This window comes from Methanimicrococcus blatticola (genome assembly GCF_004363215.1).
Taxonomy (GTDB): domain Archaea; phylum Halobacteriota; class Methanosarcinia; order Methanosarcinales; family Methanosarcinaceae; genus Methanimicrococcus; species Methanimicrococcus blatticola.
The window spans coordinates 93,565-110,459 of sequence record NZ_SNYS01000011.1 but is presented as its reverse complement, the minus strand read 5'-3'; the positions used below and the strand labels follow the sequence as shown (position 1 = coordinate 110,459).

The 16,895-nt window shown below is 43.1% G+C and carries 14 protein-coding genes and 1 pseudogene; 8 read left to right on the top strand and 7 right to left on the bottom strand.

The window, feature by feature from the left end; translation table 11 throughout:
* Positions 1–1,541, bottom strand: a pseudogene (locus C7391_RS08060) (hypothetical protein); the annotation flags it as partial.
* Positions 1,542–2,168: 627 nt separating this feature from the next.
* On the opposite strand from C7391_RS08060, the gene C7391_RS08055 reads away from it, so the two are divergent.
* Positions 2,169–2,609 (top strand): hypothetical protein, encoded by a 441-nt coding sequence (locus tag C7391_RS08055; protein ID WP_133518044.1) that lies wholly within the window; start codon positions 2,169–2,171, stop codon positions 2,607–2,609.
* Positions 2,610–2,695: 86 nt separating this feature from the next.
* On the opposite strand, the gene C7391_RS08050 is transcribed toward C7391_RS08055, so the two are convergent.
* Positions 2,696–3,346, bottom strand: coding sequence for a diacylglycerol/polyprenol kinase family protein (locus tag C7391_RS08050; protein WP_133518043.1), 651 nt, complete (start codon positions 3,344–3,346; stop codon positions 2,696–2,698).
* Between the two features lie 353 nt (positions 3,347–3,699).
* Between C7391_RS08050 and C7391_RS08045 the strand changes: the two genes are divergently transcribed.
* Entirely contained in the window at positions 3,700–5,637 is a 1,938-nt protein-coding gene (locus tag C7391_RS08045; RefSeq protein ID WP_133518042.1) for a sodium:solute symporter family protein, read from the top strand.
* Between the two features lie 92 nt (positions 5,638–5,729).
* Here the strand turns inward: C7391_RS08045 and C7391_RS08040 are convergent, their stop codons facing one another.
* Together C7391_RS08040 and C7391_RS08035 are read right to left on the bottom strand one after the other, a co-directional pair.
* Entirely contained in the window at positions 5,730–6,209 is a 480-nt protein-coding gene (locus C7391_RS08040; protein WP_133518041.1) for a DUF6773 family protein, read from the bottom strand.
* A gap of 1 nt (position 6,210) precedes the next feature.
* Positions 6,211–6,408, bottom strand: a complete 198-nt coding sequence (locus C7391_RS08035; RefSeq protein ID WP_133518040.1) for a helix-turn-helix transcriptional regulator — start codon at positions 6,406–6,408, stop codon at positions 6,211–6,213.
* Positions 6,409–6,600: 192 nt separating this feature from the next.
* On the opposite strand from C7391_RS08035, the gene thiC reads away from it, so the two are divergent.
* From thiC to C7391_RS08020, 3 genes are all read left to right on the top strand, one after another.
* On the top strand, positions 6,601–7,902 hold the full coding sequence (thiC, locus tag C7391_RS08030) for a phosphomethylpyrimidine synthase ThiC (protein WP_133518039.1): 1,302 nt from the start codon (positions 6,601–6,603) through the stop codon (positions 7,900–7,902).
* A 126-nt stretch (positions 7,903–8,028) separates the two neighbouring features.
* A complete protein-coding gene (locus tag C7391_RS08025; RefSeq protein WP_166627463.1) occupies positions 8,029–8,676 on the top strand; it encodes an ADP-ribosyltransferase in 648 nt (215 codons plus the stop codon).
* 4 nt (positions 8,677–8,680) lie between these two features.
* Positions 8,681–8,920: a hypothetical protein gene (locus C7391_RS08020; protein WP_133518037.1), complete on the top strand. Its 240-nt coding sequence runs from the start codon at positions 8,681–8,683 to the stop codon at positions 8,918–8,920.
* Between the two features lie 76 nt (positions 8,921–8,996).
* Here the strand turns inward: C7391_RS08020 and C7391_RS08015 are convergent, their stop codons facing one another.
* Positions 8,997–10,634 carry a tetratricopeptide repeat protein gene (locus tag C7391_RS08015; protein ID WP_133518036.1) on the bottom strand — a complete coding sequence of 546 codons (1,638 nt, stop codon included), beginning with the start codon at positions 10,632–10,634 and terminating at the stop codon, positions 8,997–8,999.
* Between the two features lie 197 nt (positions 10,635–10,831).
* Here C7391_RS08015 and purH point away from each other — a divergent pair, with 197 nt between their 5' ends.
* From purH to gpmI, 3 genes are all read left to right on the top strand, one after another.
* Positions 10,832–12,457: a bifunctional phosphoribosylaminoimidazolecarboxamide formyltransferase/IMP cyclohydrolase gene (gene purH / locus C7391_RS08010; RefSeq protein ID WP_133518035.1), complete on the top strand. Its 1,626-nt coding sequence runs from the start codon at positions 10,832–10,834 to the stop codon at positions 12,455–12,457.
* 192 nt (positions 12,458–12,649) lie between these two features.
* On the top strand, positions 12,650–14,026 hold the full coding sequence (locus C7391_RS08005; RefSeq protein WP_133518034.1) for an MATE family efflux transporter: 1,377 nt from the start codon (positions 12,650–12,652) through the stop codon (positions 14,024–14,026).
* A 115-nt stretch (positions 14,027–14,141) separates the two neighbouring features.
* Positions 14,142–15,728 carry a 2,3-bisphosphoglycerate-independent phosphoglycerate mutase gene (gene gpmI / locus C7391_RS08000; RefSeq protein WP_208107086.1) on the top strand — a complete coding sequence of 529 codons (1,587 nt, stop codon included), beginning with the start codon at positions 14,142–14,144 and terminating at the stop codon, positions 15,726–15,728.
* A 4-nt stretch (positions 15,729–15,732) separates the two neighbouring features.
* Here gpmI and C7391_RS07995 read toward each other — a convergent pair whose 3' ends face one another.
* Both C7391_RS07995 and C7391_RS07990 read right to left on the bottom strand, forming a co-directional pair.
* On the bottom strand, positions 15,733–16,182 hold the full coding sequence (locus C7391_RS07995) for a DUF5817 domain-containing protein (RefSeq protein WP_133518032.1): 450 nt from the start codon (positions 16,180–16,182) through the stop codon (positions 15,733–15,735).
* A 15-nt stretch (positions 16,183–16,197) separates the two neighbouring features.
* The gene (locus C7391_RS07990; RefSeq protein WP_133518031.1) at positions 16,198–16,878 is read right to left on the bottom strand and encodes an undecaprenyl diphosphate synthase family protein; all 681 of its coding nucleotides are present in this window, start codon (positions 16,876–16,878) and stop codon (positions 16,198–16,200) included.
* Positions 16,879–16,895: the final 17 nt, after the last annotated feature.

Here is a 16,895-nt window from a genome sequence, read left to right as displayed (position 1 = left end):
CCGTTATAAACGGGAGTTGTGCCGTAAAGCACAGTATCGACTTTGAGTTCGGTCAGGTCGAAGTTCTGCCAAGTAACTTCGTAAGACCTGCGAATTTCATCATATTGAGCCGTGTAAATCACGTCGCCGGCCACAGCATCAATGGAAGGAGACCAGCCGCGGAAAACATAATTGAATTCGGCATCGGAAGATTTGACAGGGGTTTCGCCGCTATAAGTCGGGAAAGCACCGTAAGCAACAATGTCAGTTTTGAGGACAACGCCGTTGTCATTCTTCCAGGTAACTGTGTATTCAGAAAGTGCAGGAGTCCAAACCGCATAATAGACGACCTTTGAAAGTCCCGTATCATTCGGCAAAATTGAACTGTCTGAAGCAGATTCAGCCCAGCCCGACAAAGTATAACCCGGTTTTGCCACCGAAGGCATTTGTGATGTTGCATCTGACAATGAAGGAGAAGAATCGAGATTAAAACTCCAAAAGAGATTATCATCTGTAAACATACCGCCGTTTGCATTAAAAACAGCGCAATCTCCGGAAATAATATTATTTGTGTTAATAGTACCGTCGACAATTACAGTAACAGTGCCTTGAGTATCACCGTCGTCACCGTTACATCCTGCCGATATCACACCGGTCAGATTAGAAGGATCAACATCAGCAGGAATGAAAAGGACTGCATTTCCGCCAATATTAATAGACCCGCCGCCGCCGGTGCCTTGTGTTTCGCCAAACTTGCCATTGGAGGAGTCGCCGCCATCGCCGCCACCGATTAAATTCCCATATTCGGAACCTATAGTGATTATACCGCCGGAAATGTTAATGTCACCCGAACCACCGTTACCGCCGCCGGCACCGGTCGTTTTGTCACCACCGTGGCCGCCGCCGATGCCATATTTAGTGGCATTTATAATTCCGCCTGAAATTGTAATCGAGTTAACAGAACCGCCATAACCACCGCCATCGCTTTTGCTGTTTTTACGACCCCCGCTGCCACCACCAATATCACGACCGGGCCCAACAGAATCTTTAATAGAACCGGACTCGATATGAGAAACCGTAGAATCGCCACCGATTGCTGTAATATCACCGTTAAAGATAGAAATGTTGCCGACGGGCGCGCCTTCTTTTGTATATTCATTTTCAGGATAACCGCCGCGACCGCCAATACCGGCACCGCTTCCGGAAAAGATATCACCGCCCAGATCGTGACTGCCAATACCGCCTTTGGCAGTTAATTTACCCGTTCCTTGAACATTAACAAAAGAATAAACACCCTCATCCAAAACAATTGAGTCGATAATAAGAGATGAATTTTCGTGAACGGATATGCCTGCTTTTCCTGCTCCCAAAAGTGTATCAGCGTCGTTGCCGAAACCGTTGGAGCCGGTAATATCATTTTCAGACCCGTCGGCCAGATAAATAGTAACGGTGTATCCGTCATCAATAATAAAAGCCCCTGACAAGCTATTGTTTGTTTGATTAATTATTACGTCATTCAAAATAATATTCATGTTGTCAGAAATAGTAACGGTTCCGTTCATTTCTCCTGTCAGCTCTAAATAGTTAGCCCCATCAAGAGTAGCTGTCGAAAAAATATGATCTCCATCTACGAGTGAAATTTGTTTAACAGAGAGATCGGTAGCAAAAGCCAATCCACTCAACATTAGCAAAACAATAATTGTCGCCGTAAGCAACATAAATAAACGATTTTTGTATTTAATAAGAATCACCCTTTGCGGTATTGCGGTTTCTGCCTATATTTCAGGGGATCGGCAATAGTTATCAATCAAATGTTTTTGGTATGACTTTAAAGCGTCAAATCATACCATATTTGGAATATTAAATTATACATTAAATAAAATTTTATTAATAAATAAACATTGTGGTGATTATATAACAATAACACAACAAGAGAGGATTCATTACTAATTAGAAAAGTTTAGAATTTGATGAAGTTATTTAGAAGCCGGACGAGTTGCATCTTCTTTTTCGGTCATAGATTATAATTTGAACACCTGAATTAGTTAGCCCATTTTTATAACCTGTTTTTGGTGTTGCCGAGTAGATTGATGCTGCCTGTCAGATTTGATGCTGCCGATCAGGTTTGCATTACTGCCGGTCAGGTTTGCATTGCTGCCGGTCAGGTTTGATGTTACCGGTCAGGTTTGATGTTACCGGTCAGGTTTGCATTGCTGTCGACAGGATTTGTATTGCAGCCGGTCAGGTTTGCATTGCTGCCGGTCAGGTTTGCATTGCTGCCGGTCAGGTTTGCATTGCTGCCGGTCAGGTTTGCATTGCTGCCGGTCAGGTTTGCATTGCTGCGTGCATCTGCTCTTTTTTATCACATCCGTTCGCTTGCGCGAACGTGGCACTGCTACCTAACCGTTTCCGATTACCACTGCTACCTAACCGTTTCCGATTACCACTGCTACCTAACCGTTTCCGATTACCACTGCTACCTAACCGTTTCCGATTACCACTGCTACCTTGCCGTTTCCGTTTACCACTGCTACCTAACCGTTTCCGTTTGCTGCGGTTACCTTGCCGGTTCCGTTCGCCGCCATCACTGTCGACCCCACTATTTTTCAATAATCACCCCCCGGTTTTAAATTTTCAAAAAAAGATGACAGGTTTTGAAAAATACCAAAATATTGTAGCACTCGCGCGACCATGCTGATTTTCAAAGAGATAAAAATCAAAACAATCCGGTTTTTTCAAAAATGAACATGAGAAGGACCATTAAAAAACCGAAAACGATCGGGATGGTGAGATTGTCGTCAATTTTGATTTGTTTACTGTAAATTTCAACGACGGCGACAATCGGAATGGCGATTGCTGCTGAGAGAAGGAAAACAGAGTCAAGTTTTAAAAGGATGGCAAATGCTGCCAAAAACAGATAGGAGACGACGATAAATCCGAGCGTTCCTTCCAAGGATTTTCCGTTTTTAAATTTGTGTTTTCCGAATTTCATGCCGACGAGTGCAGCGAAAGCGTCGCCGAATATAAGAATGGTAATTGCAAGCATCGCGACGAACTGCGGGAACAGCAAAACCGAGAGGAAACAGCCGAGAAGGAACCAGTTGGAACTGATATAACCATATTTTTCATCGTCTCGCAACAGGAAAGAGAAATATTTGACTTTGAAATCATTGATGATTTTGAAGCGGGTTGAAAGAATGATCGTGTTGCCGATAAAAAGCAGCAGCAAAAGCACCCCGATGACAATGCAGGCGGTTGTTTTGTCAACGAAATAAATGAAAATCACGATTAAGAAAGAGCACATATGCAGAAACTTACGCGCGATTTCATTGCGGTATTTTTTTTGAGAATTGGTTTCTGCCGGCATTTTAAATTCCTTTTTTATTTCAATTGAACTTGTTTTGACTTTCACTGTATCTTTGAATTTAATAGAACATAGGAAAATGAGAATAAAAACTCTCTGACTGAAACGAATTTAATTCAGCTTCAATTTAATTGCAAAAACTCTTTTTTAAAAAAGGCAACACTGAACCGAATAAATCAATTAAAGTTGAATTTAACTCAACTAAAATGAACGAAACATTAAAATGAATATATTCACATTTTCAATTTTATTCACATTCAAAAATGAGGAATTGTGAAATCGGTTGTTTTCTGAGCGGAAATCAAAAAACAGCCAATAAAGGGTTTTAATTTTGATTAATAATACAGGTGATTTTTATGAACATGTTAGCAATGTTTGGTATCTGCCTGGCAATTTACATTTTTGTATTGCTTGCCATCGGTTGGTACTACAGCAAGAAACAAAAGTCGGTTGTTGACTTTTGGCTTGCCGGAAGAAAAATCGGTTACATCCCGATCGGTTTCTCCGCAGCGGCCTCCTGGATTACAGGCGGCGGTATTTTAGCGGTAACAGCATCTTATTTACTTGGCGGCTTGGGTTCAATTTGGACATTCGCGGCACCCAATGTGATTGCACTTTTCGTGATCGGCCTTTTGGTTTCCAAAATCAAAAGCTTGCCGGCGATCACACAGCCCGAACTTTTAGAACAGAGATATGCCGGTTCCATCCGCCTCCCGGTGGCAATTATTGTTGCAATTGTTATGATGTTTTTCGCAGCAGCTGATGTTTCCGGTTTGATGCTTATTTTCAACGTTTTCTTCGGTCTTGATCCGATTTACGCTGCCATTTTAATCGCGGTCGCGGTTTCGGCATACGTTTTGCTCGGCGGATTGTCCGCTGTCGTTTGGACCGACGTGATTCAGTACATCCTTTTGGCAACTGTCACGATCTTCTTGACCATTGCCGTTTTGTTCACGGCATCCGATGTCAGCGCGCTTTCAATCGGTGACTTCGTTTCAACGTCCCAATCAGGCACAGGCTGGTGGAATCCGTTCTCAATCGGTCTTCCGTTGGTCATCATTTTCTGTGTCGCAATCATTCCCGGATGGATTTCCGAACACGATCAATGGCAGAAAGTTTGGGCCGCAAAAGATGAAAAGAACGCCAGAAATGGTTTCTTCCTCGGCTCACTCTTGATTTTCTTGATTTTTGGCGTTGCTTGCTGCCTTTTGGGTCTCGGCCTTCGCTATCTTTTCCCGGAAATTTCAAACATGGGAGAAGCTGAAATTGCGCTTTTGAGCTACACTTTAAACAATTTCTCAACTGTCGGCGTTATCGCAATCGCACTCGGTTTGACCGCTGCCGCAATGTCTTGTATGGACACATTCGCGACATCCGGCGGTTCCACAATCTCCCGTGACATTTACCAGAGATACATCAAACCCGACGCGACAATGAAAGAATTGAAAATTGTCAACAGGGTCGCCGTTTTGATTATTATCATCGGCGCGACTTTGATTGCGTTTACAAACATCAACATCATTGAATACATCCACATCGCAACCTACATTGCCAGTGCGGCATACTTCTTCCCGCTCATGGTCGGTTTGTACTGGAAGCGTGCCACGAAAGAAGGTGCCATCGCCTCGTTGGTTGTCGGCGCAGTCGCGCAGATCGGCATGGTTTTAATTGACCTCATGATGGGAACAAATGCAGACGGCGTTTACTACTTAGAAGCGCTCAGCATGGACCTCACCGGATACGCCATTTTGACCTGCCACGGTGTCATTATCAGTATGGCGCTCAGTGCACTCGCATTGATTGTGGTTTCTTTGAGGACCAAGAGATCTTCCGTCTACAACTTGGCGCCGTTCTTTGAAGACGAAGCCAAAACACTTGAAAGAGACGAAGTTTCCGGCGTTAACAAAGCTTCAACTGACTACAGCGGCTACCGCGACGTTCTCCAGGCAGAAGTCAACGGCGAGCGCGAACACTTGCAGTTGGATTTGAAAGCATCTACGCCTTTGAACTGGGACCGCTTTATCACAGACCTCAGAGCCAAGAATGAAGCTTGGTTTACGTCTTCCGGCAACAACTCGGTTTACCGTCTCACCCACGCTGACCTGCTCTCCTGCCCGATGATTTCACGCGGCAACAATGAACAGGAAATTTGGATTGCAGCAGAACCGCGCGTTGAAAGCACGGAAGTGGCCCAAGTTGAAATCTATTTGGCTTACAAAGAAATCATGGAAACACTTCAGTCCATGGGCATTTTGACCGACTTCATCAAGCCGGAAGAAAAGAAAGCCATTTAATTTCAAAATTAAAAATAATTTAAAAAAAGTTTACAGAACGGATTTTCCGTTCTGTTTTTTTTGATTTGTCTTCTCGTGTTTGTCTTTTTTGATTATTCGTCCGGTTCTTCATCTTCTTCGTTTTTGCTCATGATTTTCTTAACGGCATATGTAATAACGAGTGCTAAAAACGGAAGTGCCAAGAAAAATTGGAACAGATTTTCAGAAAGTATACCATTTTCAATAACAGTGCCGCCGTTTATAATAGAAATAATGAATGCGGCAAGGTTTAAAAGACCGACAAATGTAAAACTGACAATTGTCCAAGTATACGATTTCTGTTGAATTGAGAAATATGCGCCTTTCCAAACAGCCCGAACCGCAAAATAAGTTGTCGGAAGTGAAAGCAGAACCATCATTTCAGTATTATCTGCCGCCCACGGGCCGTAAAAAACTTTAAACATACCGCTGATGAAAATTAAAATAAGCGTCAGCCACATGGTTTCAAAAGAAATTCTGTATCTGCTAATCAATTGTCTTTCATCGTAATGTTTAGAGTAATATGAATCTAATTTTGATTTTGTTTCAGCCATTTTATTCCTCCCAGAATAATTCGTCTAATGTTTTTCCCAAGACTTTGCAGATGGAAATGCACAGATTGAGCGTCGGGTTGTAATCACCCATCTCAATTGCGTTCATTGTTTGCCTCGTCACGCCGACTGCTTCCGCCAAATCTTTTTGTGTCATGTCTTTGGCAGCGCGCGCGGCTTTGATTTTTAAATTTTTTGTCATGTTTTCACATTCCTTCAAAATAGCTTACTGAAAGTTGTGTCACATATATGACAAATTATGTCAAATATATAAGACTTTTTGTTTAATTTAAGCGTCGTTTTGTCAGAGGAATAAAACCGGAATGATAATTAACCAATCGCCCGGCGGCTGTTTCAAATAGTATTTATAAGTCAATGATGTAAGTGAAAGCCTATGACACAGACAACACTCATGAAAGACTGCCGAAACGGCAAAATCGGCGAAACAATAAAAGCCGTTGCGAAAGCCGAAAATATTGATTCTGAAAAACTTTGTTCTTTGGTTGCAAAAGGTTTGGTCACCATCCCGAAAAACGTAAACCGCAATACAAAGCCTGTCGGAATCGGCAAATTCATGAGCACAAAAATCAACGCTAACGTCGGCACTTCCCGCGATTACAAAAATATGGAAGATGAAGTCAACAAAGCCAAAATTGCCGTCAAATACGGCGCCGGCGCAATTATGGATTTATCAACCGGCGGTGATTTGGATAAAATTCGCGAACGGATTTTAGCGGAAGTTGACGTTCCCGTCGGAACGGTTCCGCTCTATGATGCCGCCGCAACCGCGCTGATGGTTGTTGAAATGACAAGCGATGACATGTTTAACGCCGTTCGCCGCCATGCCGAGCAAGGCGTTGATTTCGTAACGGTTCATGCCGGAATTAACAAAAACACCGTTGACAAGCTGATGAAAGCCGGCAGAATCACAGATGTCGTCAGCCGCGGCGGCTCGTTTACAGTCGCTTGGATGAGTCATAACGATGCCGAAAATCCGTTTTACGCTGAATTTGATTATCTGCTTGAAATCGCTCAAGAATTTGACGTGACGCTCAGCCTCGGTGACGGCATGCGCCCCGGCTGTATTCATGATGCTGCCGACGGTCCGATGTTTGAAGAAATTCTCGTCCTTGGCGAACTTGTCAAAAGATCACGCGCCGCCGACGTTCAAACATTTGTCGAAGGCCCGGGGCACGTTCCGCTCGATAAAATTGAAATGAGCGTCAAATTCATGAAAGAAACGTGCTATGACGCGCCTCTTTATTTACTCGGCCCGATTGTCACGGACATCGCCCCCGGATTTGACCACATCACATCAGCGATTGGCGGCTCCATCGCCGGCATGGCAGGAACAGATTTCTTGTGCATGGTCAGCCCGTCCGAGCACCTGGCACTACCGACCGCAGAAGACATCAAAACCGGAATGCAGGTCGCGCAAATTGCAGCGCACGCAACGGATCTTGTCAAAGAAGGCGTTCGGGACAGAGCAAAAGAGCGTGACGATGCGATGGGCTTGGCGCGCAAAAATCTGAACTGGGAGAAACAGTACAGCTTGGCAATTGATCCCGACCACGCCCGCGCCGTTAGAGAAGCGCGCAGTTCCGGATCGGAAGCGTGTTCCATGTGCGGCGATTTATGCGCCATGAAAATCGTTGAGCGAGAACTGGAAAAAGGGAGAAATAAAAACAATATTTAATTTTTTGCATTTTGAAAAAAACGATTTGCTTATGTTCATTTTCATTAAACGGATGGTATGAAGAAAATTTTCATTCCATCTGAAAACGCTGCCGAGTTATTTTCGAACAGAATCGGAAATATTGTTTTGGAAAAACGACCCGAATACGGCAGCAATAACTCTTTTTTGTGTCCGTTTTTAGAACGAGAAGATTTACTCCCGAAAGAGAAAACATCAATCGGGAACTATCAAGATATTCATTTTTGGAACAATCAAAAACAGGATTGGAGTTTTGAAATTCCCGAAAATTGGGTCAATAAATCATGGTGTTTTATGATAAATTCATACTGTCGAGATTTGGAATTTAGAAACAAAATAACAGTAGAAGAAAGAAAAGAAATTGAATTCAATATACAAAATATTGAGAGCGCGATTTCAAAAAGCATAACCGATAAAGAATATACATTGTTTAAAGGTTTAGGCAATACAGACTGGCTTAATGGAATAGAAACAGATAGAACATATATTGAAAAAGCATTCGGAAGTTACAGTTTAGATATAAACCGCGCTTTAAAGTATATAAATACGGAGGACCCGATTCTTTTTCAATTAATATTAAAAGAGAAAAGTCAGGCATTGTATATTGATGATAGTGAAGAAGAAATCCTTCTGCCTCGAAATATAAACTGGAAAATAAAAGAAATGAGAAAACCTGTTTTGCCGATTTCATCAAATATAAATAAAACAACTGATAAAGAAATAACCGTATTTGAAATTGAGATTTTAAAGAAGTGATGTCATGAACTACGAAACTTTCGATGAAGTGTATACATATGTTGGAAAGGCACCAAAAAAAACTCCTGAAGAAATTGAAGAATCAAAAAGGGCATCAAAAAGAATGGATGAAGAGATGAGATTGCAAATTTGGAGAGGACAAAACGGACTGAATTGGGACGGAACAAAACAAAAAACGGAAAAAGAGAAAGAAGAATATGAAAAACGGCTTTATGAAGCTTATTTAAGAATTCCGAGAGAATAAAAAATAAAATTTTATAAAAAACAAAAATTCATAAAAATAAAAATTCATAAAATAACTCTTAGAAATTCATTTTTGATTATAATTTCACTTCATTTTTCAAACAGAAAACGATTTCGCTGACGCTTTCATCTTCGGGCGTCATTGCCTGAAGCTGTTCAAAAACGGCAAGCGCTTCTTCTGACCGATTCAAATTTTGAAGCGCGGTTCCGTAGAAATTTAAAACTTTGGCGTAAGAAATGCCGTTTTCTTCGGCATTCGTTTCATGAACTTGAGAAAGCTCTGCTGCCGCTTCTTCGAAACGTTCTTCTTTCATGAAAATCAGCGCTTTGTTGTAATGCGCTTTCGGGCAGGCCGGATCCAGCATTTCGGCATGTTTTAAACATTTCAGAGCGAATTCGTTATCGCCTTTTTTGGAATAAATAACGCCTGTTAAATTCATAACTTCGTAATTGAACGGATCCTTGATTTGAGCATCAGACAAATAAGAAAGCGCGGTTTCGTAATCACCGCTGTTGAACTTCATTTTTGCCAAATATTCATAAACGGGAACAAAGCCCGGATCAAGACGAAGAACATCTTCAAACGCTTTTTCCGCCTTTTCGATGTCGCCGAGTTTTAAATAGATTCGGCCGGCTTCATAAAGAACGCTTAAATTTTCAGATTCTGTTTTTAAAACGTCTTCCAAAACGGAAAGTGATTTTTGGAACAACTCATCGGCACGCGCAGAGATGCTGCCTGCGTTTCGGGTTTCGGCTTCCGCGGCTTTTGCATAAACCAATCCCAAATTGATGCGGGCTGCTGTAAAATCAGGCTCGGATTCAAGGGAGAGTTCATAAGAAGAAGCCGCTTGTTCATATTTGTCAAGCGCATTTTGAACCAAGCCGAGATAATAATAAACGCGGGATTTTTCGTAATCAAATTCAAGCTCCTTGAGCAAAATTTCTTCCGCCTGGCGGAAAGCCCCGAGCTTCATGTATGAAAAGGAGAGATAGCTGTAAAGATGCCAAATATCTTCTTTTTGAATCACTTCAGATTCCTTGCCGAAGAGTTCGCCGCCGTGATCGACATCTACGGACGGAGCCTGACCGGTAAAATCTTTGAAGCGGTCAATGTAGTCGCTGCAGGAAAAAATCAATTCATCGTAAATGCCGAGCGTCATCAGACATAAGCATTTGTAATCAGCCGCCGCAAAGAAAAACGGATCGATATGAAGCGCTTTATCAAACCAGCCGATGGCGTCATTCAAGCGTTTCTTTCTGTAAAGAACAAAACCTTTGGAATACAAGTATTCCGCGTTCTCCGGTTCGTATTTGAGAGCCTTTTCGATTGATTCAAGCGCGGCGTCAAGCTGCCCGGTTTTTTCTTCCAAAACGGATTTTTGGTAAAGCGCAAAAGCGTCTTTGGGGTAACGAATCAAAACTTCTTCATAACAGCGGACGGCATCTTCGGGACGGCCCGAATTGAGATAAGCAAAAGACAATTTCTCCCATGCCTTTTTGAATTTCGGCATATCCTGTGTCAATGATTCTAAAACCGTAATTGCTTCATCATTTCTGCCTTCGGAAAGAAGGGCTTTTCCTTGTTCATACCGCTTATCTGTGTGATTCATTTTTGCAGACCTTACCGTTGAAACGAATAGATTCACTGCGCGGAAAATATCAGAAAAACGCAAATCTGCGCAGCAAAGAGAATATTCTGATTTAATCAGAGTCATGCAAGATTGATAAGTTTTTTTGTCGATGTCCGTTTTTCCGTCAACCGAATGTTTTTGCTCAAAAAGTATTTATTTTTCGAGCGGATTTTTAACGGGGTTTAATCCAAAAAATAAATTATAAAATAATTCAAATATAAAATACATTTTCAACCCGCTTCGATTCATCTCGAACCGGCTCGAAATTTTAAGGTGATTTTTTGACCAAAAGAGCACTGATCAGTGTTTCAGATAAAACAGGCGTTTCAGAATTTGCAAAAGCACTCATTCAAAACGGCTTTGAAATTATTTCAACAGGCGGAACCTCCGCTTTGCTTAAAAAAGAAGGTATCGAAGTTAAAGACGTTTCAGACATCACGGGTTTCCCCGAAATGATGGATGGACGCGTGAAAACGCTTCACCCGAAAGTTCACGGCGGTTTGCTTTATCTTCGCGATAATCCCGACCACATGAAACAAGCCGAAGCAAACGGCATTACGGCAATTGATATTGTCGCCGTCAACCTTTATCCGTTCAGAGAAACCGTAGCAAAGTCCGACGTGACGCTGGAAGATGCCATTGAGAATATTGACATCGGCGGCCCGACGCTGCTCCGGTCCGCTGCAAAGAATTTCGCATCAGTGACCGTAATTTGTGACCCGGCTGATTACGCCGCGGTTGCCGACGAACTCACCAAAACCGGCGATATTTCTTACGATTTGAAAAAGAAGCTGGCAGTAAAAGCATTCCGTCACACGGCAGACTATGACAGCGCGGTTGACACTTACCTCAGCAAAGCGATTTTGGGCGAAAAGGTCAAGCGTCTTTCCTATACCGGCGGCGAAAAACTCCGCTACGGCGAAAACTGGCATCAAGAAGCAACTTATTACAAAGAATTGACGGGAACGGGACCGAATCTCTCAAACGCCAAGCAGCTCCACGGCAAAGAATTGTCTTACAATAATTATATTGACATGGACAATGCGCTTCTGACGCTGAAAGATTTAAACAGCAAAGACCCGGCCGTCGTTATTGTCAAACACAACAATCCGTGCGGTTTGGCAACCGGAAAAACGCTTAAAGAAGCATTCCTCGCCGCGTGGGACGGAGATCCGATTTCCGCGTTCGGCAGTATTGTTTGTGTGAACCGTCCGTTCGACGTTGAAACCGCCAAACTGTTGGATAAAAAATTCATTGAAATTATCATTGCGCCGGCTTTTGAGCCCGAAGCGCTTGAAATGCTTAAAAACAAAAGCGAAACGCTTCGCCTTTTGGAACTTGTCGGATTTGACAAGCCGTTTGACAATGAATATGTTTACAAACATGTCACCGGCGGCCTTTTGGAACAAACCCGTGACATCGGTCTTTTCGAAAAATGGGATGTTGTAACGAAAGCGCAATTCCCGGATTCCAAGAAAGGTCTCTCTGAATTCGCGATGAGTGCCTGCAAATGCATCAAATCCAATTCCATTTCAATCGCTTACGAATATGAACCGGGCTGTTACATGCTGCTCGGCATGGGCGCGGGCCAGCCCAACCGTGTCGACTCTATCGGCAAATTGGCAGCGCCTAAAGCGAGAAACAATTTAAAAGAAATGTATGACAGAAACGAAGAACTTCAAAAAGCGATGACATACGAAGACTATGTCAAACAAGTCTTTTCCGAGTGCGTTATGGCATCCGATGCGTTCTTCCCGTTCGATGACAGTGTTATTTACGCAAACGAATTCGGCCTTCGCTACATTTTATCACCGGGCGGCTCCATCCGTGACGCGGAAGTCATTGCGACGGCTGACCGGTTGGGCGTTTCTCTTGTTTTCACAGGCATGAGACATTTCCTGCACTGAGCCGTAAATTGAAAAATAAATTTATTGTGAAAGCGGAGAAAAATTCCGCTTTCATATCATGTTCTTTTTGAACAATGCCGCCGGGCAGCCACAGGCAAATCAGGCATCAGTAATAACAAAAATTAAAATCCGTACGGTTCATAACGGTATATTCTTTGAATATTCCGGAACAGGGGACAGTGAATATATTTTATGGTTGACAAACATGTCTTGATGGGCAGCGGCAGTATCAATAAAGCTTTGGCTTGGCTGGCCGCGCCTGCAATTATCGGTCTTGTGATTCAAACACTTTACGGCTTAGTCGATTCTGTTTTTGTCGGGCGCGGACTCGGCGAAGAAGGCGTCTTGGGACTCGCAGCGCTTGCTGTCGCGTTTCCGGTCGCGCATTTGCTGCTCTCAGCCGCAGCCGGCGTCGGTGTCGGCGGCTCGTCATACATATCCCGCGGATTCGGCGCATCCGACTCCGGGCGCGTTAAAAAAGGCGTCGGGAACATGATTATCATGGCTTTTGTCGTTGGTATTATTTGTACGATTATCGGCCTGGTCTTTTTAAAACCGATTTTATTCGTCTTCGGCGCTACCGAAACAACGCTTCCTTTTGCTTATAATTACATGTTTTGGATTATTTTGGGATGTACTTTCCAAATTTTAACGGTCACAATCAACGCGATTGTCATGGCGGAAGGAAATTCCCTATATTCAATGAGCATGTACGCGGTTTCAAGCGTGACGAATATCATTTTAGATTACATTTTCATCTTTGAATTCGGCTGGGGCATTCAAGGCGCCGCGATTGCAACAATCATGTCGCAGATGCTCAGCGTTCTTCTTCTCATCTTTTATCTTTACAAAATCAGCAAATTGAAATTCAGTCTGAAATGGCTGAAATTTGATAAAACGGCCTTTTGGGGCATCGGAAAAGTCGGTTTCTCCGAATTCCTTCGGGAAGGCTCGCTTGCGATTATGTTCATTATCGTCATTTGGAATGTTAATATGTACGGCGATGACTCATCCGTTGCGATTTACGGCTTAATCAACCGCATTTTCGGTTTTGTGATCATTCCCGCAATGGGCGTTGTTCAAGGAATGATTCCGTTAACCGGTTTCAATTACGGCGCGAAAAAATACGACCGCGTACGAAAAATATTAAAGACGGCATCCCTTTGGGCGATTTTGATTTCATTCGTTCTCGGCGCGATGACTTATATTTTCACGGCGGAGCTGTTTTCTTTATTCATCACGGATACGGCTCTGATTGATGAAGCCGTGATTGCGTATTGGATTGCCGACCTCAGCATCCCGATTGTCGCGTTCCAGATTGTCGGCTCCGCTTTCATGCAGGCACTCGGTCAAGCCCGCGCTTCTTTGATTTTGGCACTCATTAGGCAGTTTTCAATCATTCCGGTTTTAGCTGTCATCCCCTATTTCCTGGGATTAATGGGCGTTTGGGTCGCGTTTCCGATAGCTGATTTGCTTGCAACGGCGATTACGCTTTGGTTCGTATTAAGGCAACTGAAATCACTGAAAAAGGAAGAAAAACTTCACACGATGTATGAAATGTCGGCTTAATGCCGACTTTCATTTTAAAGCCATTTTCGTATTTAGGAGTCGTTACCGTTTTTCAAACCCGCTCTCATATTTCAGAGTCGGAATGATTATATTCTTTATTTTCTTTTTTTGAATCATGACTAAACCTCTTCTTTTAATGATTTTAGACGGTTGGGGATACAATCCCGATGAGAAAGGCAATGCCGTCGCCGCCGCCGCCACGCCGAACCTGGACAAACTGGAAGAAAAATATCCGACCGCGCTTGGCATCACTTCAGGCACGGACGTCGGCCTCCCCGACGGTCAGATGGGCAATTCCGAAGTCGGTCACTTGAATATGGGCGCAGGTCGAATTGTTTACCAGGATTTGACTTTAATCAACAAAGAAATTGAAGAGGGCGTTTTTAATCAAAATCCGATTCTTCTCAAAGCGATTCATGAAGCAAAGGAAAAAGAAAAAGCCCTTCATTTGATGGGATTAGTCTCTTACGGCGGCGTTCACAGCCACATTGATCATTTAAAAGCACTTTTGAAATTGGCGAAAAAAGAAGGGCTGAGCCGTGTTTACATTCACGCTTTTTTAGACGGGCGCGATGTTTTACCGAAATCAGCCATGAAAGATTTGGAAGAGCTTCAAAAATTCACAAAAGACGAACAAATCGGACAGATTTCAACCGTCATCGGCCGCTATTATGCGATGGATCGCGACAAACGCTGGGACCGAACAGAAATTGCGTATGATGCGCTGACATTGGAAACGCCGGCGGATGAGGACATTATTTTGACAGCCGATTGGAAAGACGCGCTTCAAAAATCTTTTGAAAACGGCGAAACCGATGAATTTGTCAAACCGATTGTTGTAACGAATGACTCCGGCAAAAGAATTGCAGCGGTTGAAGACGGCGATTCCATCATTTTCTTTAACTTCCGCCCGGACCGCGCCCGCCAGCTGACATACGCTTTCACCGAACCGGACGCAAAAATCGGATTCATGAGAAAAGTTTTCCCGAAAACATATTTCATCGGCATGACGCAATACGACGAAGAACTAACAATTCCGATTGCGTATCCCCCGAAAGATTTGAAAAATACGCTCGGCGAATACTTAGCGGCAAAAGGAAAGACTCAGCTTCGAATTGCTGAGACCGAAAAATACGCGCATGTGACATTCTTTTTCAACGGCGGCGTTGAAGAGCCGAACAAAAACGAAGACCGTGTTTTGATTCCGTCCCCGAAAGTTGCAACTTATGATTTGAAACCTGAAATGAGCGCGTTTGAAGTGACTGATGCGCTGATTGAAAAAATAGATGAAGACAAATACGATTTTATCGTTCTTAATTTCGCCAACATGGACATGGTCGGCCATACCGGCAAGATGGACGCGGCAAAAGCAGCTGTCGAAGCGGTAGATACTTGTGTCGGGAAATTGACAGAAAAAATACTTGAGAAAGGCGGCGCAGTGTTTATTACCGCCGATCACGGCAACGCCGAATGCATGGAAGAGATAACCGGTGATTCATGCACGGCACACACGACAAATCCGGTTAAAATGATTTATGCGGATGATAAAAACATTGATCCGATGACAAAAAAGCCGAAAATGATTTTAAGAGACGGCGGCAGGCTTTGCGATATTGCGCCGACATTGCTTGAAATTATGGAAATGGAAATTCCGAAAGAAATGACAGGTGAAACATTGCTTGTCAAAAACAATCAAAAATGAATGATTAAGGAACGAGCGCAATCAATCCCTTATCCGGCCGGTAAACTTCGCCGGCCTCAATTAATTTTGTCAGAATTTTTTGAAAAGTTTCGTTGTCAACGCCGCGTTCAAAACAATAATATTCACAATCGCCGACAATCATTGTTCCTTTTTCTTTCAAAACATCAAGAATAATCTGCTGCGGTTTTTTGGCTTTGGGAGGCTTCATTTGAACTTCTTTTTCGGCAGGAACGGAGAGTCCCTGTTGCGAAAACGAGCCGGGCAGTTGGCTGAGTTCGGCCTGAACCGCTGACCGCTTTTCAACCGCTTCGGCATGTGTTTCAAACGGCCCGAAAACACGAAGGCTGTTTGTTTGAATTTTTGCGTTGCAGCTTTGGCAGCCGACTGTTTTGGCACCGGGCTGCCACAATTGCGCATGCTTCTGACACGACGGGCAAACAAAAACGTAATACATATTAATCACCTGAAATCAAGCGCCGTAACGCCGATCTCTTTTATAAAAACTGTCAAAGGCTTTTCTGAAATCCGAATCGGTGACTTTTCCGACATCTTTTTCAAAGAAATAATATTCGGAATAAACCGTTTGCCAAATCATAAAATCCGTCAGCGTGTGTTTGGCGTGAGAAATGATTAAATCCGGCTCAAACGGCAGTTTTAATGAGTCTGAAATATAATCCGATGTCATCTCCGATGTTTGCGTTTGAAAATCTTCATTTCGACAGCGAGTAATAAAGTCCGATAAAATTTGTTTCAATTCATCTCGGCCGCCGAGACCGAAAACAAAGCAAACCGACATCCCGGGCGATTTGGTTTGAACCGCTTCCGGAAGAGCAACCGTTGACGGAATGACCGTTGACGGAGTGACCGTTGACGGAGTTTCATAATCTTCAATAATATCAACAGAAAAAGAAGGAAATTCAAGAGCAAACCCATGAATCCGTTCTTTGAAAATATGAACAAGAGCTTTTTTGCTTTCGGCATTAATTGTTTTTAAGAAATCAACATAAACAATCAAATTCTCGACACCTTCTTTTTCAACACCGGGAAAACAGGAAAACAAATTTTTGATATTCGCCTCATCCAGCAAATCGCTTTCATTTAAGATGAGTAAAAGCGTTTTTAATTTGTTCTCTTCGTTTTCCAAAGTCATAGTCCGCCGCCGAAAAT